The sequence below is a fragment of the Streptomyces sp. NPDC032822 genome (assembly GCF_055578825.1).
The window spans coordinates 645723-665436 of record NZ_JBVIOL010000003.1; the positions used below are offsets into that span (position 1 = coordinate 645723).

Genomic DNA, 19714 nt, shown 5'->3' on the forward strand with positions numbered 1-19714 from the left:
AGCGGCTTCCGGGGGGGCTCAGTCCGGCAGCCGCCGCAGCTGCACGAGGCCCAGCCAGGTCTCCGGGCCGGGCTGCACCTGAGCCGCCCGCACGGCGTACCGGCCCGCATCGAGGGCGACCCTGACGTGGTCGGTGCGCGCGGAGTCGGGGCCGGGCCAGGCCGCGTCGAACAGCAGCACCGCGCCCGGCACGGTCCAGCACACCTCGGGTTCCCAGGCCGCCGTGTCGAGCGCGTTCGGCACCTCGGCGAGGAGGGCGGCCTCGGAGTCGGCGGCGGACCACCGTACGAAGGTCCGGTGGTCCGGCAGATAGGTGGTGGAGGCGGGCTCATCGCCGAACACCAGGGCGGCACTGTCACCGACGGGCAGCAGTCCGACGAGTCCGTCGACCTCGCACGCCCGGTCGTAGTCGGACGCCGTCTCGTCCCCGTCGGCCCCCGCCCAGAACGGCAGCACCGTCTCCGGCACCGCTATGAGCGGACCGCCGCCCGACTCCACCCAGTCCGCCGTGCCCGGCTCCGCGTATCGCACCATGCGGCTGAACCTACACGTTCGCAAATCCCGGCGATCTTCCGCCTCAGCAACCGCAGTTGTCGGCGTCCACCGGTGCGGTCAGCGGGTCGGCCTCGCGTCGGTCGCCGCCCTGCCAGGTCTCGAACGCGAAGCCCTCGCGGGCCCAGTACTCGAAGCCGCCCAGCATCTCCTTGACGCGGTAGCCGAGTTCGGCGAGGGCGAGGGCGGCCCGGGTGGCGCCGTTGCAGCCGGGACCCCAGCAGTACGTCACGACCGGCACGGACTTGTCGAGGAGTCGCTCGGCCTGCTCGGGAACGAGCGCGGTGGGCAGGTGGACCGCGCCGGGGACGTGCCCCTGGTCCCAGGACTCGGTGGAGCGGCAGTCGAGGACGACGAAGCCGGGGTCGCCGTCGGCCGCGAGCGCGGCGGCGACGTCGGACACGTCGGTGTGGAAGGCCAGGCTCGCGCGGAAGTACGCGGCGGCCTCGGCAGGGGCGGCGGGAGCGGTCCGCAGCACGGCGTCGGCGGTGGTCGTGGTGCCGGTCATGTCGAGGACCCTTCGTGATCGTGGACGTGGACGTGGTCGTTCTCCATGACCGGCAACCTATGGCCGCCGATCGGCGATCTGAAGGGGCATTCCACGGCAGGGGTCTTGTCCGGCCGGGGATTCCCCTGCTATTCCTCGGACATGACCACGTATTCCCCGGACGCCACCGACTGGCGCATCCTCGATGTCCTCCAGCGGGAGGGCCGGGCCAGTTTCGCCGAGCTGGCCCGGGCCGTCTCCATGTCCGCGAGCGCGGTCACCGAGCGGGTGCGCAGGCTGGAGGAGGCGGGCGTCATCCAGGGGTATGCGGCGGTGGTGGACCCGGACCGGCTGGGCCTCAAGGTCCTGGCCTTCGTCCGGCTGCGCTATCCCACCGGCAACTACAAGCCGTTCCACGACCTGGTGGCCGCCACGCCCGAGATCCTGGAGGCCCACCATGTGACCGGCGACGACTGCTTCGTCATCAAGGTCGCGGCCCGCTCGATGCGCCATCTGGAAGAGGTGTCCGGCAGGATCGGCGCCCTCGGCTCGGTGACGACGAGCGTCGTGTACTCCTCGCCGCTGCCGCGCCGGCCGCTGGGCCGGTGAGGCCCGGGGATCCGGTGAACTCCCGGGCTCAGCCGACCCCGCGCTGCCGCAGCGCCGACCCCGAGCGCCCCTTCACGACCTCCAACTGCGCGTGGATGCGCCGGCGCAGATCGGCGACATGGCTGACGATGCCGACGCTGCGGTCGCGTTCGCGCAGCGAGTCGAGGACGTCGAGCACCTCGTCCAGGCTCTGGTCGTCGAGGCTGCCGAAGCCCTCGTCGATGAAGAGGGTGTCCAGGCGCACCCCGCCGGCCTCGTCGGTGACGACGTCCGCGAGGCCGAGGGCGAGGGCGAGCGAGGCGAAGAAGGTCTCGCCGCCGGACAGGGTCGCGGTGTCCCGCTCACGGCCGGTCCAGGCGTCGACGACGTGCAGCCCGAGGCCGCTGCGACCGCGTCCGCTGCGGTCGTCGGAGTGGACGAGGGTGTAGCGGCCGGACGACATGCGCAGCAGCCGTACGGTCGCGGCGGCGGCCACCTGCTCCAGGCGGGCCGCCAGCACGTACGACTCCAGCCGCATCTTGCGTTCGTTGTCCGCCGAGGTGCCCGCGGCGAGGCCGGCCAGTCGGGCCACCCGGTCGTACTCGTCGCGCAGCGGCGCGAGCCGTAGTACACCTGCGGCGGCTCGCGCGGAGAGCCGGTCGAGTTCGGTGCAGCGGCGGGCCGCCGCGTCACGGGCCGAGGCGGCGTCGCGCAGCCGCCGGGCGGCAGCGGCGGCGGCCTGTTCCGCCTCGACGACGTCGGCCGGCGGCTGCTGGGCGGCGGCCGAAGTGTCGGGCTCCGCGAGGACGGCGCGGACGGCGGCCTCCTCGGACTGCCAGGCGTCCAGGCGGCGTTGCAGCTCACGGTGGGCGGCCCCGTCGAGGAGCGCGGCGGCCGCGGCCTGCGGGGTGTCGAAGCCGGCCCGGAAGGCGGCGTCGGCGAGCCGGGCGTCGGCGTCCTTGAGGCGCTGGGCGGTGTCCTCGGCGGCGCGCGCGGTGTCGGCGGCGTCGGTGAGCAGCGCGACCCGCAGCTCCAGCTGCGCGGCCCGCGCGGCCACGCTGTCGGCGGCGCCGCGCGCCTGCTCCAACTCGGTTTCCAGGCTGGCCTGTTCGCGGTCCAGGGCCTCGCGTCGGGTGGTGCGTGACGCGGCACGCACCTGGGCGTCCTGGCGGACGGTGTTCCGGCGTTCACGCTCCCGCTCGGCCTGCCGCAGCGCCTCGTTCGCGCCGTGCAGCCCGGAGGCGGCGGCCCGGGCCTCGGCGTACCTGCGCTCCAACTCCTGGAACTCCTCGGCGAGTCGGGACGTCGGGATGTCACCGGCCTCCGCCTCGGCCGCGGCCAGTGCCCGGTGTACGAGGCCGAGGCGCTCCGCCTCCTGGGCGCGCCTCTCCTCCGCCCGCTGGAAGTCGGCGAGCGCCCGTTCCTCCGCCGCGCGGTCGACGTGTCCGGCGTCCTTGCGGGCGGGCGCGGGGTGGGCGTCGGAACCGCAGACGGCACACGGCTCACCGTCCTTCAGCTCGGCGGCGAGTTCGGCGGCGATCGAGTCGAGTCGCTGCTCCTTGACGTCCAGCCAGTGCGCTCGGGCCTGCTGGGCGTCCTCGGTGAGGGTGAGCACCTGTCGCTGCGCGGACTCCACGTCGTGGGCGAGTGCGTCGCGCTGCCGGGCGGATCCCAGTCGGCGTTCGGCGGGATCGCGCCGGACGGACAGCTGCTCGGCCCGGGTGGCCGCTTCCTGGGCCGCGTCGATCCGCGTCTGGAGGCCCGTGCGGGTCTCCTCCCAGCCGGCCAGCCAGCTCTCGGCCTCCTGCCGTACGTCCTCGTCGTCCCGTTCCTGGCGCTCCAACTCGGCACGCTCGTCGACGAGTTCGGCGAGCCGTCGCTCGCCGCGCCGCGCCGACTCCAGGCCGCCCAGTTCCTCGGCGGACCGGCGGGCGGCGGCGGCGAGTCCGGCGGCCTCGGCGTCCGCGAGGCTGTCGGGCAGCAGCGCACGGGCGCGGGTCCGCGCCTCGGCCGCTCGCCGGTGTTCGGACTCGGTGGCCTCCCGCAGCTCCAGGGCGGGCGCCACCGCTTCGGCCTTGCGGGCCCGCTCCATGCGCGCCTGCGCCTGGCGGTAGCCCTCGGCGCGCTCCTCCAGGAGCGCGGCCCGTTCCCGTGCCTCGGCGAACCGCCGCTGCAGCCGGTCCCGTTCGCGTACGTCGGCCCGTGCCCGGTCGGTGGCGGCGTGGGCCGACTCGGTGGCCGTGAGGCGGCAGTGGGCGATCGTCAGCTGTTCGCGGACGGTACTGCGGGCGACGGCGGCGGCGCCCAGGACGGCGTCCGCGAGGCCGGGTTCGCCGGGTGCCGCGTCCGGCAGCTCCATGGCCGGTCCGGCGGCCTGCTGCATGCGGTGCGCGTCGGCCAGCAACTCGGAGTCACCCTCGCGCACTTGGGCCTCGGTGACCCGTCGGCGTTCGGCGAGCCGCTTCTCGGCCTCGGCGAAGCGGTGGGTGTCGAAGAGACGGCCGAGGAGTCTGCCGCGGGCCTCGGCGTCGGCGCGCAGGAAGCGCGCGAAGTCGCCCTGGGGCAGCAGGACGACCTGGCAGAACTGCTCGCGGCTCATGCCGAGCAGCTGGGTGATCTCCTCGCCGATCTCCTGGTGGGAGCGGCTGAGGTCCTTCCACTGGCCGGCGACCGCGTCGTGCTCGCGCAGCCAGCTCTGGGCCTTGTCGAGCGTCGTGCCCGTACCGCGTTTCTTGGGCCGCTCCCGGGGCGGCTGCCGGGTGATCTCCAACCGGCGTCCCGCGACGGTGAGTTCGAGCCGGACCTCGGTGCGCGTGCCGGCGGCGGCGTGGTCGCTGCGCAGCGTCATGCCCTGCCCGCTCTGCCGGGTGCCCGGTACCGCGCCGTACAGCGCGTAGCAGACCGCGTCCAGTACCGAGGTCTTGCCTGCTCCGGTCGGCCCGTGCAGCAGGAAGAGTCCGGCCGCCGACAGTTCGTCGAAGTCGACGCTCTGGGAGCCGCCGAACGGGCCGAAGGCGGTGATGTCCAGCCGGTGCAGCCTCACCGCGCCACCTCTCGTACGGCCTCGTCGGCGCGCACCGCGTCGAACGCGTCGCGCAGGACGACCTGTTCGCGCTCGTCGGGTCCGGCGCCGCGCACATGGGCCACGAAGTCCTCCGCGATCTCCTGGTCGGTGCGCCCGGCGAGCCGGGTGGCGTACGACAGGGCGGGGTCGTCCGGTGTCCGGTCGGGGTCGAAGACGAGGCTGAGGGTGTGCGGGAACCGCTCGGCGAGCCGGGCCATGGGGTCGGCGGGGCGGACCGGGTCGGTGAGGGTCGCCTCGATCCACGCCTCCTCGTGCCGGGCGAGGTCCGGGTCGGCGAGCAGGTCCTCCAGGGTGCCGCGGATGCGGGCCAGCGCGCGCGGGACCGGGCAGTCCAGGCGCTCGGCGGTGACCGTGCCGTCGGCGTCGAGGTCGACGAGCCACATGGTCTTGCGGTGCTCGGCCTCCGAGAAGGAGTACGGCAGCGGGGAGCCGGAGTAGCGCACGCGGTCGGTGATGGTCTGGCTGCCGTGCAGGTGGCCGAGTGCCGTGTAGTCGACTCCGTCGAAGACCCCGGCGGGCACGGCTGCCACGCCGCCGACGGTGATGTCCCGTTCGCTGTCGCTGGCCTCGCCGCCGGTGACGAAGGCGTGCGCGAGGACGACGGAGCGGGTGCCGTCGGCGCGGGTGGCGAGGTCCGTGCGGACCCGGTCCATGGCGGCGGCGAGAACGGCCTCGTGTCCGGCCTTCTCGACGCCGAACTCGTCTTTCACCAGGGCGGGTTCGAGATACGGCAGTCCGTAGAAGGCCACGTCGCCGTGGGGGTCGGTCAGCACCACGGGGGTGCCGCAGGCCGACGGCTCGGTGCGCAGGTGGATGCCCGCGCGGTCGATGAGGCCGGCGCCCACGCCGAGCCGACGGGCCGAGTCGTGGTTCCCGGAGATCATCACCGTGGGTACGCCGAGGTCGGCGAGGCGGTGCAGGGCGTCGTCGAAGAGTTCGACCGCGGCGAGCGGCGGCACCGCGCGGTCGTACACGTCCCCCGAGACGACCACCGCGTCCACTGCGCGCTCCCGCACGGTCGTGACGAGGTGACCGATGAACTCGGCCTGGGCGCCCAGCATGTTCACCCGGTGGAAGGCCCGGCCGAGATGCCAGTCGGACGTGTGCAGCAACCTCACAAGGCCACTCCGAACCGCATGTCTCCCCCTGCTACACCCCTAGGACCTGTCCTGGAACCCTCACGAACCAGCACAAGCACGCCGTCAGCAGCGACCACGCTAACGCGTTCCGGTCCCTGATCCACCACGAACCCCGGCCTGTCACCCGGACCCGACGCGGGATGAAGGGGAATGTCCGGGATGGCCCGAAGAGCCCTGTGCGTTCCTCTGTCGCGGCCCGCGTCCGGTCAGGCCCGCGAGGGCATGTCACACGTCTCCGTACGCCTCTCCGCCCGGCTCGAACCCGGCCGTCCCCGCGGTCGCGTCCGCGAGCCAGGACCGGAACGCCTCGACGTCGGCGTCCGGCAGGCCGATCTCGATCGTGACCGCCTCGCCGTAGCGCACGTCCCGTACCTCGCGGCCGGTCGCGCGCAGCTCGTTCTGGAGCTTGCCGGCCCGCTGGTGGTCGACCGTCACCGTGGCGAGCCGGAAGCGGCGGCGGGTGCGGGTGCCCAGGGTGTCCAGGGCCTCGCCGACCGCTCCCCCGTACGCCCGGATGAGGCCGCCCGCGCCGAGCTTGACGCCGCCGTAGTAGCGGGTGACGACGGCGACGACGTAGCGCATGTCGCGGCGCAGCAGCATCTGGAGCATGGGGACGCCCGCGGTGCCGCCGGGTTCGCCGTCGTCGCTCGCCTTCTGGATCCCGGCTGCGGCGCCGATGACGTACGCGAAGCAGTTGTGGGTGGCATCGGCATGCGCCCTGCGGACACCGGCGACGAAGTCCTGGGCCTCCCGCTCGGTGGCCGCCGGGGCGAGCGAGCACAGGAAGCGGGAGCGGTTGACCTCGGTCTCGTGCACGCCCGCGCGGGCCACTGTGCGGTACTCGTCCGGCATCCGGCCACCCTATGCGGCGCGCCCGCGCCCGCCGCCGCCGGAGGTGTGGGGGCGGTGTCCTGGACACCCGGCTCCCCTGTGGTCGGTGCGCGGGGAGACCACTTGACCGGCACGGCCCGTTCCGGGCGGGGCGACCGGAGGGGCTGGGCGGGCGGACCGCGCGGCACCGGGTCCGCCCGCGGCCGGACCGCTCACGACGCCGGTGCCGATCGCGCCACCCCGGCCGGCCGCGCCGCCGGTCTGCCGCCGGGTGGTGCGCGCATCCGCCGCGGGACGTCGGCGGCGGGGCGGGGCCGATCGGCCGGGCCGGTCCTCAGACCTTCTTTCCGCGGGCGACGATCACGTCGGTCAGCAGGGCCGTGCCCGGGGCCAGGTCGCGCCAGTCGGTACCGCGCCAGGCCAGGACGGCGACCGCCGAGGTGGGGAACTTGAGGCGGACCTCGTCGAGGGCACCGTCGAGGCCGTCCCCGGCCAGGCCGAGGACCAGCTCCTCCAGACCGGGATTGTGACCGACGAGCAGCAGGGTGTCGGTCTCGGCGGGCGTCTCGTGCACGACGGCCAGCAGTTCGGGTACGTCGGCCGCGTACACCCGCGCGTCGAGCCGCACCGGCGGCGGGGTGTCCCACTGCGCGGAGGCCAGCTCCCAGGTCTGCCGGGCGCGGGCCGCCGTGGAGCACACGGCGAGGTCCGGCAGCAGGTCGGCCAGGGCGAGGGCCCGGCCCGCGGCCGGCGCGTCCCGGCGTCCGCGGGGCGCGAGCAGGCGTTCGTGGTCGGGGACACCCTCCGGCCACTGCGACTTGGCGTGCCGCAGGACGACCAGGTGTCGCAGCGGGCCCGCTCCCGCCCGCGCGATCACGCCGACGACCCCACGTCGCGGGTGAGTTCGAGACCGAGCAGCCGGTCGGCGTAGGCGTACGTCTCGAAGCGGGCGCCCTCCGGCCGGTCCGAGGTCTCCACCTGCCCGAGGACCCGCAGCACCGCGCCCACGTCGAGGTCGTTCTCCCAGGCGGTACGGAGTTCCGCGCGCACGTCCTCGGGAATGGCCCGCGAGGGCTCGCGTGCCCAGTCGGCCACCGCGCGGCGCCACCGTACGAGGGTCTGGTGGGCGTCGCCCAGCGCGTCCGCGTCGAGTCGCACGGGCTCGTTCCGGGGCCGGGAGAGCAGGGCCAGGCGTACGGCGGCCGGGGCGGCGCCCTCCAGGAGCGCGACGGGCGTCCGCTCCACGGGGGCGACGGCGACACGGACGCCCTCGGGGGTGGGTCCGCTCTCCCCCACCACATGGACGACCTGCGCCTCCCCGAGCCCGGCCGAGACGTCCCGGCTGTCCTCGAAGGGCCGGATGCCCAGGGCGGCGGCGCCCGCGTGCAGTTCCGCCTGCTCCCGGGCGCCGGTGAGTAGCGCCCAGACGGGTGTGCCGCCGATCTCCAGTGCCCGGACCAGGACATCGGCGACCAGCAGAACGCGCAGGGTGGTGCTGTCGTAGCCCTCCGCGTGGGCCTGGACACGGGTCAGGCCCCGGCGGGCGGGGGCGGCTTGGACGAGCTTGCCGGTTCGGGCGTCGATGATGCTCAGCACGGGCCGAGCGTAGGCGGGCGGGCAGCGCCGCGCCACCGCCTGACCGAACACGCGTTCAAGCCAGGGTGCCCAGAAACCGCACATGGGGACGCCCCCGAGGGCCCTCGGGGGTCACCGCGGCCCGCACCCCGTAGACCTCGGCGATGAGCCGCTCGGTCAGGACCTCGCCCGGGGTGCCGGCCGCCACGACCCGGCCGGAGTGCAGGACGACCACCTGGTCGCAGTACATCGCCGCGAGGTTGAGGTCGTGCAGGGCGACGACCGTGGTGACCGGGAGGGCGGTGACCAGGGCCAGCAGATCGAGCTGGTGGTGGATGTCCAGGTGGTTGGTGGGTTCGTCGAGGAGGAGTTCACGGGGTTCCTGGGCGAGCGCGCGGGCGATCTGCACCCGTTGGCGTTCGCCGCCCGACAGGGTGTGCCAGGGCTGGCCGGCCCGGTCGGTGAGCCCCGCGCGGTCCAGGGCGGCCAGCACGGCCCGCTCGTCGTCGGCGGAGGCGGGCGTCCAGGCGCGACGGTGCGGGACCCGTCCGAGCCGTACGACATCCAGGACCGTCAACTCGACCTGGGTGTCCGCCTGTTGCTCGACCACGGCGAGACGGCGGGCGACCTCGCGGCGGGGCCGGTCGGCGAGCGGGGTGCCGTCGAGGGTGACCACGCCGGCGCTCGGGGTGAGCAGGCCGGCCAGCAGCCGCAGCAGGGTGGACTTGCCGGAGCCGTTGGGGCCCAGGAGGCCGACGGTGGAGCCCGGTTCGGGGGTGAGGCCGACGCCGTCGAGGATGAGCCGGCCGTCGGCGCGGCGGCTCACGCGGTCGGCGCGGAGGCCGGTGGCGAGGGGCGTCTCGCGTTCCGTACGCGGGGTCGTGGTCACCGCACCCTCCGCGTCCGGTACAGCACCGCCACGAAGGCCGGCACGCCGATCAGGGACGTCACGACGCCCACCGGCACCTCCTGCGGGTCGAGGACCGTGCGGGCCAGGGTGTCGACCCAGACGAGGAAGACGGCACCGGCCAGCGCGGTGACCGGCAGCAGCCGGACATGGCCCGGGCCGACCAGGGCGCGGGCGGCGTGCGGCAGCACCAGGCCGACGAAGCCGATGGCCCCGGCCGAGCTGACCAGCGCGGCCGTGAGCAGGGCGGTGACACAGAGCAGCACCAGACGGGTGCGGGCCACCGACACCCCGAGGGCGGCCGCCGCGTCCTGCCCGAAGGCGAAGGCGTCGAGGGTGCGGGCGTACGACAGGCAGACCACGAGCGCCACGGCCAGGACGGCGCAGCAGACCCAGACGTCGGTCCAGCCCGCCCCGCCGAGGGAGCCGAGGAGCCAGAACAGGACGCCCCGGGTGGTCTCGGCGTCGGCCGCGGTCATCACGACGAACGAGGTGAGCGCGGAGAACAGTTGCATGGCGGCGACGCCGGCGAGGACGACCCGGTCGGTGCTGCCGCCGAGGGTGTGGCTGAGGAACAGCACGAGCGCGAAGGAGAGCAGGGCGCCGAGGAAGGCACCCGCCGGGACGGACAGCGCGCCCCCGCCGACGCCCAGCACGACCACCACCACGGCTCCGGTGGAGGCGCCGGAGGACACCCCGAGCACGAACGGGTCGGCGAGCGGGTTGCGCAGCAGCGACTGCATCACCGCGCCGCAGACGGCGAGTCCGGCACCGCACACGGCGGCGAGGAGGGTGCGCGGCAGCCGGAGCTGCCACACGATGCCGTCCCGGATCGGCGTCAACTCCGAGGTGCCGATGCCCAGATGGGCGGCCACCACGGACCAGACGTCGGCGACGTCGATGTCGGCGGGTCCGATGGTGATGGCGACGGCCACCGAGCAGCACAGCAGGACCGTCCCGGCGACACCGAGCAGGACCGCCCGGGTGGTCACTTCACGAGTCCGAAGTCGCGCAGCCCCGCCGCGACCTGCTCCACGCCCTCGATCGTGCGGATACTGGGGTTCAGGGCCTGCCCGCTGAGCAGGACGTAGCGCTGGTGCCGGACCGCCGTCATGTTCTTGGTGACCGGGTCGGACTCCAGGAAGGCGATCTTCTTCTCGGCCGACTCGGCGGTCTGCGACTTGCGGGTCAGGTCGCCGATGACGAGGACGTCGGGGTCGCGGTCGGCGACCGTCTCCCAGTTGATCTGCGGCCATTCGTCGTGGGTGTCGTCGAAGACGTTCTTCGCGCCGAGCTCACGGGTGACGACTCCGGGGGCGCCGCAGCAGCCGGCCATGTAGGGCGACTCGGCGTTGGCGAACCAGTAGAGGAGGCTCACGTCGGAGGCGTCGATGTCCGACGTGGCCGTGTCCATCCGCTTCTTGAGGGAGGCCACCAGCTTCTCGCCGCGCTCCTCCACACCGAACACGGCGGCCAGGTCCCGCACTTCGTCGTAGATGGCCTCGATGGTCAGGGGCTCGCCGCGGGCGCCGTCCCCGTCGCCGGAGTTGTCCTTGCCCGCGCAGTCGGACGGGGAGACGTAGGTCGGCACGCCGAGCTTCTCGAACTGGTCCCGGGTGGCGACACCGCCCTTGCCGAGCGTGGAGACGAAGGAGGAGGCGACGAAGTCCGGTTCGGTGTCCAGGACCCGTTCGAAGGAGGGGGCGTTGTCCGCGAGCCGCGGCACCTTGGCGTTGGCCTTCTCCAGCCCCTTCAGCACGGGGTCGGTCCAGGTCGCCGTACCCACCATGCGGTCGGCGAGACCGAGGGAGAGCATGATCTCGGTGGTGCCCTGGTTGAGGGAGACGGCCCGCTGCGGCGGGGCCTCGACCCGGACCGCATGACCGCAGTTGTCGAGAGTGACGGCGGCGGCCGGGTCGGTGCTGTCGGCGTCGCCGCAGCCGGCCAGGAGCAGGGTGGTGGCCGCGAGCAGCGCGGAGGGACGGGCAAGACGTGCTATCGGCACGGGAGTCGATCCTCGGTCGTCGAGGGCCCTAACGCGGAGCCCGGTCGTACGGTGCTCCCCCGCCGTGCGTTGGCCGCGGGGGTCGCCAGCAGGTCTTCGGACTCGGGATCGTCCGGTCGGGGCGCCTTCCCGGACGACATACGCGTCGTCCAGTGGCCGATGCCCCGCCCGTCCCCCTCACCGCTGCGCGTCAGCTCCGGATTCGCACCGGATTCCCTGACCCACGTGCATGGGTTCGACTGGCCTCGGCAAGCTATCACGGTGCGGGAATCGCCGATCGCCGCGCACGGTTGTGGCAGGGGCCAGCCCTTTCACGACCCCCGAGGAGACCCACGGTGTACGGCGACGAGGCAACGGTCCGCAAGATCCTCACCGGGCTCGGCGACACCTGGGCCGTGGTGGGCCTGTCGTCGAACCGGCGACGCGCCGCGTACGGCGTGGCCGAGGTGCTCCAGCGCTACGGCAAGCGGGTCGTGCCGGTGCACCCCCAGGCGGAGACCGTGCACGGGGAGCGGGGATACGCCTCGCTGGCGGAGATTCCGTTCGACGTGGACGTCGTCGACGTGTTCGTGAACAGCGATCTCGCCGGGGCGGTCGCCGACGAGGCCGTGGCGAAGGGCGCGCGGGCGGTCTGGTTCCAGCTCGGCGTCATCGACGAGGCCGCGTACGAGCGCACCCGGGCCGCCGGCCTGGAGATGGTGATGGACCGCTGCCCGGCGATCGAGATCCCCCGTCTGGGCTGAGGACTCACACCCTCGGGGTGAGCGCGTGCAGCTCCACCCCGAGGGCGGTGATGCTCTCCCGGCCGCCTTCGGGCAGCCCGTCGTCGGTGACGATGGTGTCGACCTTGGCCAGGTCGGTGACGCGGTACTTCGCGAACGAGCCGTACTTGGTGCTGTCCGCCAGCAGTACGCACTGCGAACTCGCGGCCAGCGCGGCCTGCTTGAGTTCGACCTTGTCCAGCGAGAAGGACGTCACGCCCCGCTCCAGGCTCCAGGCTCCGGTGCTCATGAAGAACAGGTCCAGGTTGATCGTCTCCAGGGTGCGCGCGGCGAGGCGTCCGCTGCTGGAGCCGCTGTCGCGGTCGACGATGCCGCCGGTGTGGATCACCTCGATCTCCGGCAGCTCGAAGAGGCTCGTCACGACGTGGAAGTCGTTGGTGACGACGGTGAGGTCCTTGCGCCCGGCCAGCAGCGGGACGATCAGCTGGCAGGTGGTGCCGGCGTCGAGGTGGACCACCATGCCGTCCTGGACGAGCGTGGCCGCGTGCCGGGCGATGGCCGACTTGCGCGGGAGTTCGAGCACGGCCCGGTCCCGTCGCTCCCGGGGCGGCTCCTGCCCGGTGGGCGCCTTGTCGGCGAGCCGGACGCCGCCCTTGACGGAGACGAGGTGGCCCGCGGACTCCAGTGCGGCGATGTCCCGCCTGACGGTCATGTGCGAGACGCCCAGGTAGTCGGTGAGGGTGCGGGTGCTGACGATCCCCTCCCGGCGCAGCAGCCGGAGCAGCTTCTCGTGCCGCTGCTCCGGGATCAGGGGCACCTCGCCGCCGCCCGTCACCGCGAACGTCTTCTCGGCCACGCCGTCACCGCCCCCGTTCCTGTCGGAGTTCCAGCCGGGGTCCCGCTGAGCCCCGCTGGAGTTCCCGCATCCAGATGTTAACCCTTGATACAGGGTGTTGTGCGATGTGAATCCATGATCTAGCGTGTGAAAACATGGTAAGCAAGTTGCAGCACCTGGAATCCATCCGCGCCACCGGCACCGTCCTCATCGTCCGGCTCGACGACGACAAGGCGGCCCTGGAGGTCTCCCGGGCGGCGGTCGAGGGGGGCATCCGCGCGCTGGAGATCACCCTGTCCGTGCCCAACGCCCTCAAGGTGATCGAGACCCTGGCCGAGGAGTACCGCGACCAGGGCGTCCTCGTCGGCGCGGGCACGGTGCTCGACGGCCACTCCGCCTACCGGGCGGTCGAGTCCGGCGCACGGTTGCTGGTCAGCCCGCAGCTCAACCCCGAGATGCTCACGGTCGCCCACCGCTACCAGGCCGTCTCGATGAGCGGCGCCTTCACGCCGACGGAGATCGTGAACACCGTCCAGGCCGGCGCGGACATCGTGAAGCTGTTCCCCGCGGAGTTCCTCGGGCCGCGCTATGTGAAGACGGTGATGGCCCCGTTGCCGCACGTCCCGCTCGCCCCCACCGGCGGGGTCACCCCGGACAACGTCGGCGAGTGGTTCGACGCCGGCGTCACCGCGGTCGGCGTCGGCAGCTTCATCACCAAGGCCGGCGGCGAGGAGGGCGACCACCGACGGGTGACCCGGGCCGCCGAGACCTTCCTCTCCGCCGTCACCGCCGCCCGGACCGCCCCGTAAGCCTCTCCCCCTGAGACCCCTCTCCGGGGGGACCCCCGCTCCGCTCCCGCTCCCGTTCCCCGACTGACAAAGGAGTGAGTCGTATGACCGGTACCACCGTGGGGACCTCCGAGGTCGCCGGACCATCGGCACCCGAAGAGCCCGCCGGGCCCGGCAAGGGCGTCCGCGTGCGGTGGGCGTTCATCGCGCTCATCGTCGTGGCCTGCGTGATCAACTACCTGGACCGCAACGCCCTCGGCATCGGCAACACGACGATCGCTTCGGACCTCGGCTTCAACACCATCGAGATGGGCCTGCTGCTGTCGGCGTTCTCCTGGCCGTACGCGATCGCCAACCTCCCCGCCGGATACCTGGTCGACAAGTACGGCGCCAAGAAGCTGCTCGGCTGGGCCGCCTCCGTCTGGTCGGTGGTCAGCGCGCTCACCGCGTTCGTGAGTTCCTTCCCGCTCTTCTACGCGGTCCGGGTGGCGCTGGGCATCAGCGAGTCCCCGCTGTTCACCTCCGGGCTGAAGGTGTCGGAGCGCTGGTTCGCCAAGGACGAGCGGTCCCTGCCGATCTCGATCATCAACACCGGCTCCCAGATAGCGAACGCGATCGCCCCGCCCCTGCTGACCTTCATGCTGCTGACGATGAGCTGGCGCGGGATGTTCCTCGTGCTGGGCGCGGTCGGGCTGCTGGTGGCGGTGGCGTGGATCAAGCTCTACCGCGATCCCACGCTCCAGGAGCTGATCGCGATCCGGGGCGCGGAGGCGGCGGAAGCCGTCGAGGCGATGACGAAGGACTCCGAACAGAAGGAACGGAAGGAACAGGCGGAGCGGACGGAACGGACGGGCCTGGGCGAGCCGGCCGAACCGGTGGAGAGGGCCAGCTGGTTCTCGCTGCTGCGGCAGCCCAACACCTGGTTCATGGTGATCGGCGCGTTCAGCCTCTTCTACACGGTCTGGGTCTACCTGACCTGGCTGCCCAGCTATCTCCAGACGGACCGCGGGTTCAGCCTCACCGAGATGGGCTGGGTCGCCTCCCTGCCGTTCCTGTGCGGCATCTTCGGTGTACTGACCGGGGGTTACGTCTCCACCCGGCTGATCGCGCGCGGCACGGGCACGGTCCGGGCGCGGAAGATCCCGCTCGTCACCGGCGCGGTGCTCGCCGCCGCGTCGGTGCTGCCGGTCGCCTACGTGGACAGCACCGCCCTGGTCGTGGTGCTGCTCTGCCTCGGCTACTTCTTCGCCCAGGTGCCGATCGGCCTGATCTGGACGCTCGCCTCCGACCTCGCCGAGAAGCACCAGGTGTCGTCGCTCGGCTCGATCCAGAACTTCGGCGGCTTCGTCGGCGCGGCCGTCGCCCCGATCGTCACGGGCGTCATCCTGGACCGGACCGGCGGCAACTTCGCACTGGTCTTCCTGGTCGGCGGCGTCATGCTCATCGTCGGCGGAGCGTCGTACGGCTTCTTCGTCAAGGACCGCCGGCCCGCGACCGGCCGGCCCGCGACCACCGTCCGGCCCTGAACGGTCGCCATGCCCACCAGCACCTCGCAGCGGGGAGACCGCACCGCCATGCAGCCCACCGTGTTCCTCGTGATCGGCCCGGCCGGATCGGGGAAGTCGACCGTGAGCAAGAAGATCGCCGCGCACTACGGCGCCGCGTACCTGGACAAGGACACGCTCGCCACGGCGTTCACCGAACGCCTCCTCAGGGAGAAGGGGTTCGGCGGCAACGAGCGCGACGACAACGACTTCTACCTCTCCACCGTGCTGCCGCTGGAGTACGAGACCCTGCTGCGGGCGTGCGGCGACAATCTGGCGCTCGGCAACTCCGTCGTCCTCGACGCGCCCTTCGGCCGCTACTTCGCCGACCCGGACTACCTGGTGCGGGCGAGGGAGCGGCACGGCTGGCCGGACGTCCGGCTGGTCGTGGTGCACGTCGAGGCCGACGGCGACACGGTCCTCGACCGGCTGGTCCGGCGCGGCCACGACCGGGACGCGTGGAAGATCGGACACTGGGACCGGTTCTGGACCAATGCCCGTGCCACCGAGTGCCGTTGGAAGGCGGCCCACCACGTCGTGTTCACGAACGACCTCCCGGATCCGGACATCGGCGCCCTCGCCGACCGCGTGGCCGTCCTGCCCGACACCCCCGCGCCGAGGCCGACATAATGTTCGAGTGACCACCACCCCCCACGCCGACTCCGGCTCTCCCCAGCGCTTCCCGGTCGTCGTCGTGGGTGCCGGGCCCGCCGGACTGACCCTCGGCAACATCCTGCGGGCCGCCGGGGTCGACTCTCTCGTGCTGGAGACGGAGACGCGTGAGTTCATCGAGCGGCGGCCCCGGGCGGGCGTCATCGAGGAGTGGGCGGTGCGCGGCCTCCAACAGCGCGGTCTCGCGGACCCGTTGCTGGAGCGGGCGCAGCTGCACACCGAGTGCGAGTTCCGCTACGGCGGCGAACGCTTCCGGTTCCCGTACCGGGAACTGACGGGCACGCACCACTACGTCTATCCGCAGCCGTTGCTGGTGACGGACCTGGTGCGCGAGTACATGGACGTGCGGGGCGGACAGGCGCGGTTCGGGGTGCGGGACGTCGAGCTGCACGACCTGGACACCGCCCGGCCCTCGGTGTCGTACGTCTGCGCGGAGACGGGCGAACGGGAGGTCGTCGCCTGTGACTTCGTCGCGGGCTGCGACGGGGCGCGCGGGGTGACCCGTGCCGCTCTGCCCGCGGACGCGCACATCTCGCGGCACGACTACGGCGTCGGCTGGCTGGCGCTGCTCGCCGAGGCGCCGCCGTCCAACGACTGTGTCGTGTTCGGCGTCCACCCGAACGGCTTCGCCGGGCACATGGCGCGCAGCCCCGAGGTGACCCGCTACTACCTGGAGTGCCCGCCCGGAGACGATCCGGAGAACTGGTCGCACGAACGCGTCTGGTCGGAGCTCCAACTGCGTCTCGGTGCCACGGACACCGGTCCGCTGATCGAGGGTCCGCTCATCGAGAAGCGCGTCCTGGACATGCACAACTACGTCGTCGAACCCATGGTGTTCGGTCGGCTCTTCCTGGCCGGGGACGCGGCCCACCTCACCGCCCCGATCGCCGCCAAGGGCATGAACCTCGCCCTGCACGACGCCTTCCTGCTCGGGGACGCCCTCGTCGCGTACCTCACCGAGGGCGACGAGGCCGGTCTCGACGGCTACTCGGAGACGTGTCTGCGCCGCGTGTGGGACTACCAGGAGTTCTCCCAGTGGCTCTCCGAGGTCTACCACGGCACCTCGTCGGGCGACGCCTACCGGGCGGGCACCACCTTCGCCCGTCTCCGCCGCCTGTTCACCTCGCCCGCCGCCGCGGCGGCCTTCGCCGAGCAGTACCTGGGCACGGCGACCGCGTACTGAACCGGCCGACGGCGTCCCTCGTCCACGCCCGTCAGTCGTGCGGCGGGCGGTCGCCGATCCGGTGGTCCGCCACGTTCAGCGCCTCGTTCACCAGGCGGCGCAGATGGCCGTCGCGCAGCGAGTAGACCACCCGGCGGCCTTCCTTCCGCGTGGTCACCAGTCCGGCCAGCCTGAGCCGGGCCAGATGCTGGCTGACGGCCGGTCGCGCCGCCCCGCACGCCTCCGTGAGCGTCGTGACGTCGGCCTCCCCCGCGGTCAGCGCATGCAGCAGGGTGAGCCGGGTGCGGTCGCCGAGCAGGGCGAGCAGTTCGGCGGCGAGCGCGAACTGCTCCTCGCCGGGGGTGCGCGGGTGCGCATCGTGCGCAGGTGACAGGTGCATGCGTGCGCTCATACGCACATAATGGCGTCGTGGGCGTCGCGCGTCCACTCCGCGCACGGACGTACCGGAAACACCGGAAGGGGATCCACGTGAGCGACCGGCACCACGACGGACACGGGCACGGGCACGGGCACGGGCACGGGCACGGGCACGGGCACGGGCACGGGCACGGGCACGGGCACGGGCAGGCGCGCCCGCACGACCGTCACCAGCACCCCCCTCGCCTCACCCACCGCCTCGCGCATCTCCTCACCCCCCACTCCCACGAGAGCGCCGACAAGCTCGACTCCGCGCTGGAGTCCTCGGCCCGCGGCATGCGGGCCCTGTGGATCTCGCTCGCGGTGCTGGGCGTGACGGCGCTGGCGCAGGCGTTCGTGGTGGCCGTGTCCGGGTCGGTGGCGCTGCTCGGCGACACCGTGCACAACACCGCGGACGCGCTGACCGCCGTACCGCTGGGGATCGCGTTCGTCCTGGGCCGGCGCGCGGCGACCCGGCGCTTCACCTATGGCTACGGCCGTGCCGAGGATCTCGCGGGGATCGTGATCGTGCTGACGATCGCCGCGTCGGCGGCGTTCGCGGGGTGGGTGGCGATCGACCGGCTGCTCGATCCGCGGCCCGTCGCACACGTGCCGGCGGTCGCGGTGGCCGCGCTGGTCGGCTTCGCGGGCAACGAGTGGGTGGCCCGGTACCGGATCCGGGTCGGCCGGGCCATCGGTTCGGCCGCGCTGGTCGCGGACGGTCTGCACGCCCGTACGGACGGATTCACCTCCCTGGCGGTCCTGTTGGGCGCGGGCGGCTCCGCCCTCGGCTGGCAAGCGGCCGACCCGGTGGTGGGCTTGGCCATCACGGTCGCGATCGTGCTGGTCCTGCGGGACGCGGCACGGGAGGTGTTCCGGCGCGTGATGGACGCCGTCGACCCGGCCCTGGTGGACGAGGCCGAACGGGCCCTGCGGGAGGTCGAAGGGGTGCACGGGGTGGGCGAGTTGCGGCTGCGCTGGATCGGCCACCGGCTGCGCGCCGAGGTGGCGGTCGTGGTGGACGGCGAGGCGACCGTACGGCAGGCGCACGGCATCGCCGTGAACGCCGAGCACGCCCTCCTGCACGCCGTGCCCCGCCTCACCGCGGCCCTGGTGCACGCCGACCCGGCACCGGTCCCGGGCGAGAAGGACCCGCACCACGCCCTCGCCCACCACACCACCGCGTGACACCGGGGCCTGGCGACGCCCCTCAGGGCCGCTCGTCGAGCACGTCGAGCCCCCACGAGGCCGAGTGCGGACCGAACCGGCTCTCGGCGGCGTAGGACACCAGGCGGGCGTTGCGCTGCCGGGCCTCGGGCCCGTCCGGCAGGTGGTAGTCCGCCCCCGCCCGCGAGGAGGCGCTCTGGACCCGCGTGGCGGTGGCGACCCGTCGGCGCGTGTACCGGTCGAGGGCGGCGGGGACCTCCGCGGGTGTCGCATCCGTGAGGACGTCGCCGAGCACGGCCGCGTCCATGATCGCCTGTGCCGCCCCCTGGGCCTGGAAGGGCACCATCGCGTGGGCGCTGTCGCCCAGGAGGGTCACCCGGCCGGTGTTCCAGCGTGTGAGCGGGGTCCGCGTGTGGATGCCGTAGCGGAACACCCGGCCCGCGCGGGCGAGGACGCGCAGCAGCCGTGGGTCCCAGCCGTCGAACTCGCGCAGTTGCTCTCCCGGTTCCGCCTGCGCGGTCCACGACTCCTGTGCCGCCTCGGTCCGGAACACGGCGACGACGTTGAGGAGTTCACCGCGGCGCACCCGGTAGTGGACGACGTGCCGGTCGGGTCCGAGCCAGCCGGCGTACTCCGGAAGGTCGAGGTCGGCCACCGCGCCGGCCGGGAGGAGGGCGCGGTAGGCGGCGGTGTGTGAGAAGACCGCCCGGTCCGCGCCGAAGAGCCACTGGCGGGCCTGTGACCGCACCCCGTCCGCGGCCACCACCAGGTCGGCGCTCCAGCGCTCGCCGTTCGCGATGGTCACGTGGGCGGACCCGTCGTCCTGGTCGATACCCACGACCCGGGTGCCCAGGCGCACCCACCCGGGCGGTACCTCGGCGGCCAGGGCCCCTTGCAGGTCGGCCCGGTGGAGCTGGAGGTAGGGCGCTCCGAAAGCGTCCTCGACCTCACGGCCCAGCGTGTAGCGGCAGATCTCGGCCCCGTCGGACCAGCTGCGAAAGCTCAGGTGGGAGGGGCGGGTGGCCGGTGCGGCGACCTGGTCGAGCAGGCCCAGTCGGCGCAGTTCGCGGGTGGCGTTGGGCGCGAGCTGGATCCCGGCGCCGGTCTCGGTGAACCGCGGTGCCTGTTCGACCAGCGCGACCGTGTGGCCGGCCCGGCGCAGGCTCAGCGTCGCGGCCAGTCCTCCGATGCCCGCCCCCACGACGATCGCCCTCATGCCACGACCTCACTCCGACGAG

The 19714-nt window shown here is 73.2% G+C and carries 20 protein-coding genes and 1 riboswitch; of the genes, 7 read left to right on the forward strand and 13 right to left on the reverse strand.

The features are described 5' to 3' along the window. Positions 1-18: 18 nt before the first annotated feature. On the reverse strand, positions 19-534 hold the full coding sequence (locus ACZ5VD_RS12020; protein WP_468549889.1) for an immunity 21 family protein: 516 nt from the start codon (positions 532-534) through the stop codon (positions 19-21). A 43-nt stretch (positions 535-577) separates the two neighbouring features. Continuing rightward, the gene (locus ACZ5VD_RS12025; RefSeq protein ID WP_468549890.1) at positions 578-1060 is read right to left on the reverse strand and encodes a rhodanese-like domain-containing protein; all 483 of its coding nucleotides are present in this window, start codon (positions 1058-1060) and stop codon (positions 578-580) included. 141 nt (positions 1061-1201) lie between these two features. Between ACZ5VD_RS12025 and ACZ5VD_RS12030 the strand changes: the two genes are divergently transcribed. After that, positions 1202-1648, forward strand: coding sequence for an Lrp/AsnC family transcriptional regulator (locus ACZ5VD_RS12030; protein WP_468549891.1), 447 nt, complete (start codon positions 1202-1204; stop codon positions 1646-1648). A gap of 28 nt (positions 1649-1676) precedes the next feature. On the opposite strand, the gene ACZ5VD_RS12035 is transcribed toward ACZ5VD_RS12030, so the two are convergent. The 8 genes from ACZ5VD_RS12035 to ACZ5VD_RS12070 form a co-directional block, all read right to left on the reverse strand. Then, positions 1677-4670 (reverse strand): AAA family ATPase, encoded by a 2994-nt coding sequence (locus tag ACZ5VD_RS12035; protein ID WP_468682156.1) that lies wholly within the window; start codon positions 4668-4670, stop codon positions 1677-1679. Further along, entirely contained in the window at positions 4667-5830 is a 1164-nt protein-coding gene (locus ACZ5VD_RS12040; protein WP_468549893.1) for an exonuclease SbcCD subunit D, read from the reverse strand. The genes ACZ5VD_RS12035 and ACZ5VD_RS12040 overlap by 4 nt, the downstream gene beginning before the upstream one ends. 246 nt (positions 5831-6076) lie before the next feature. Continuing rightward, entirely contained in the window at positions 6077-6703 is a 627-nt protein-coding gene (locus ACZ5VD_RS12045; RefSeq protein WP_468549894.1) for a YigZ family protein, read from the reverse strand. A 313-nt stretch (positions 6704-7016) separates the two neighbouring features. Beyond that, complete coding sequence (locus tag ACZ5VD_RS12050; RefSeq protein ID WP_468682157.1) at positions 7017-7559, reverse strand: SixA phosphatase family protein; 543 nt, start codon at positions 7557-7559, stop codon at positions 7017-7019. Further along, on the reverse strand, positions 7556-8278 hold the full coding sequence (locus ACZ5VD_RS12055) for a hypothetical protein (RefSeq protein WP_468549896.1): 723 nt from the start codon (positions 8276-8278) through the stop codon (positions 7556-7558). The genes ACZ5VD_RS12050 and ACZ5VD_RS12055 overlap by 4 nt, the downstream gene beginning before the upstream one ends. 55 nt (positions 8279-8333) lie before the next feature. After that, on the reverse strand, positions 8334-9146 hold the full coding sequence (locus ACZ5VD_RS12060) for an ABC transporter ATP-binding protein (RefSeq protein WP_468682158.1): 813 nt from the start codon (positions 9144-9146) through the stop codon (positions 8334-8336). Further along, entirely contained in the window at positions 9143-10156 is a 1014-nt protein-coding gene (locus ACZ5VD_RS12065) for a FecCD family ABC transporter permease (RefSeq protein ID WP_468549898.1), read from the reverse strand. Before ACZ5VD_RS12065 ends, ACZ5VD_RS12060 begins: the two co-directional genes overlap by 4 nt. Then, entirely contained in the window at positions 10153-11169 is a 1017-nt protein-coding gene (locus ACZ5VD_RS12070; protein WP_468682159.1) for an ABC transporter substrate-binding protein, read from the reverse strand. The genes ACZ5VD_RS12065 and ACZ5VD_RS12070 overlap by 4 nt, the downstream gene beginning before the upstream one ends. 70 nt (positions 11170-11239) lie before the next feature. Then, positions 11240-11428: riboswitch (cobalamin riboswitch) on the reverse strand. 76 nt (positions 11429-11504) lie between these two features. Here ACZ5VD_RS12070 and ACZ5VD_RS12075 point away from each other — a divergent pair. Beyond that, a complete protein-coding gene (locus tag ACZ5VD_RS12075) occupies positions 11505-11912 on the forward strand; it encodes a CoA-binding protein (protein WP_468549900.1) in 408 nt (135 codons plus the stop codon). Positions 11913-11916: 4 nt separating this feature from the next. On the opposite strand, the gene ACZ5VD_RS12080 is transcribed toward ACZ5VD_RS12075, so the two are convergent. Then, positions 11917-12747 (reverse strand): DeoR/GlpR family DNA-binding transcription regulator, encoded by an 831-nt coding sequence (locus tag ACZ5VD_RS12080; protein WP_468549901.1) that lies wholly within the window; start codon positions 12745-12747, stop codon positions 11917-11919. A 134-nt stretch (positions 12748-12881) separates the two neighbouring features. Here ACZ5VD_RS12080 and ACZ5VD_RS12085 point away from each other — a divergent pair, with 134 nt between their 5' ends. The 4 genes from ACZ5VD_RS12085 to ACZ5VD_RS12100 all read left to right on the forward strand — a co-directional run bounded on the left by ACZ5VD_RS12085 (position 12882) and on the right by ACZ5VD_RS12100 (position 16913). After that, positions 12882-13535 carry a bifunctional 4-hydroxy-2-oxoglutarate aldolase/2-dehydro-3-deoxy-phosphogluconate aldolase gene (locus ACZ5VD_RS12085; RefSeq protein ID WP_468549902.1) on the forward strand — a complete coding sequence of 218 codons (654 nt, stop codon included), beginning with the start codon at positions 12882-12884 and terminating at the stop codon, positions 13533-13535. Positions 13536-13618: 83 nt separating this feature from the next. Then, the gene (locus ACZ5VD_RS12090) at positions 13619-15040 is read left to right on the forward strand and encodes an MFS transporter (protein WP_468549903.1); all 1422 of its coding nucleotides are present in this window, start codon (positions 13619-13621) and stop codon (positions 15038-15040) included. 9 nt (positions 15041-15049) lie between these two features. After that, complete coding sequence (locus ACZ5VD_RS12095; protein ID WP_468549904.1) at positions 15050-15688, forward strand: P-loop nucleotide/nucleoside kinase family protein; 639 nt, start codon at positions 15050-15052, stop codon at positions 15686-15688. 7 nt (positions 15689-15695) lie between these two features. Next, positions 15696-16913, forward strand: a complete 1218-nt coding sequence (locus ACZ5VD_RS12100) for a 4-hydroxybenzoate 3-monooxygenase (protein WP_468682160.1) — start codon at positions 15696-15698, stop codon at positions 16911-16913. 31 nt (positions 16914-16944) lie between these two features. On the opposite strand, the gene ACZ5VD_RS12105 is transcribed toward ACZ5VD_RS12100, so the two are convergent. Then, the gene (locus ACZ5VD_RS12105) at positions 16945-17304 is read right to left on the reverse strand and encodes an ArsR/SmtB family transcription factor (RefSeq protein WP_468549906.1); all 360 of its coding nucleotides are present in this window, start codon (positions 17302-17304) and stop codon (positions 16945-16947) included. Between the two features lie 77 nt (positions 17305-17381). On the opposite strand from ACZ5VD_RS12105, the gene ACZ5VD_RS12110 reads away from it, so the two are divergent. Then, on the forward strand, positions 17382-18497 hold the full coding sequence (locus tag ACZ5VD_RS12110; protein WP_468682161.1) for a cation diffusion facilitator family transporter: 1116 nt from the start codon (positions 17382-17384) through the stop codon (positions 18495-18497). A 22-nt stretch (positions 18498-18519) separates the two neighbouring features. Here the strand turns inward: ACZ5VD_RS12110 and ACZ5VD_RS12115 are convergent, their stop codons facing one another. After that, positions 18520-19692, reverse strand: coding sequence for an FAD-dependent monooxygenase (locus tag ACZ5VD_RS12115; RefSeq protein WP_468682162.1), 1173 nt, complete (start codon positions 19690-19692; stop codon positions 18520-18522). Positions 19693-19714 lie beyond the last annotated feature (22 nt).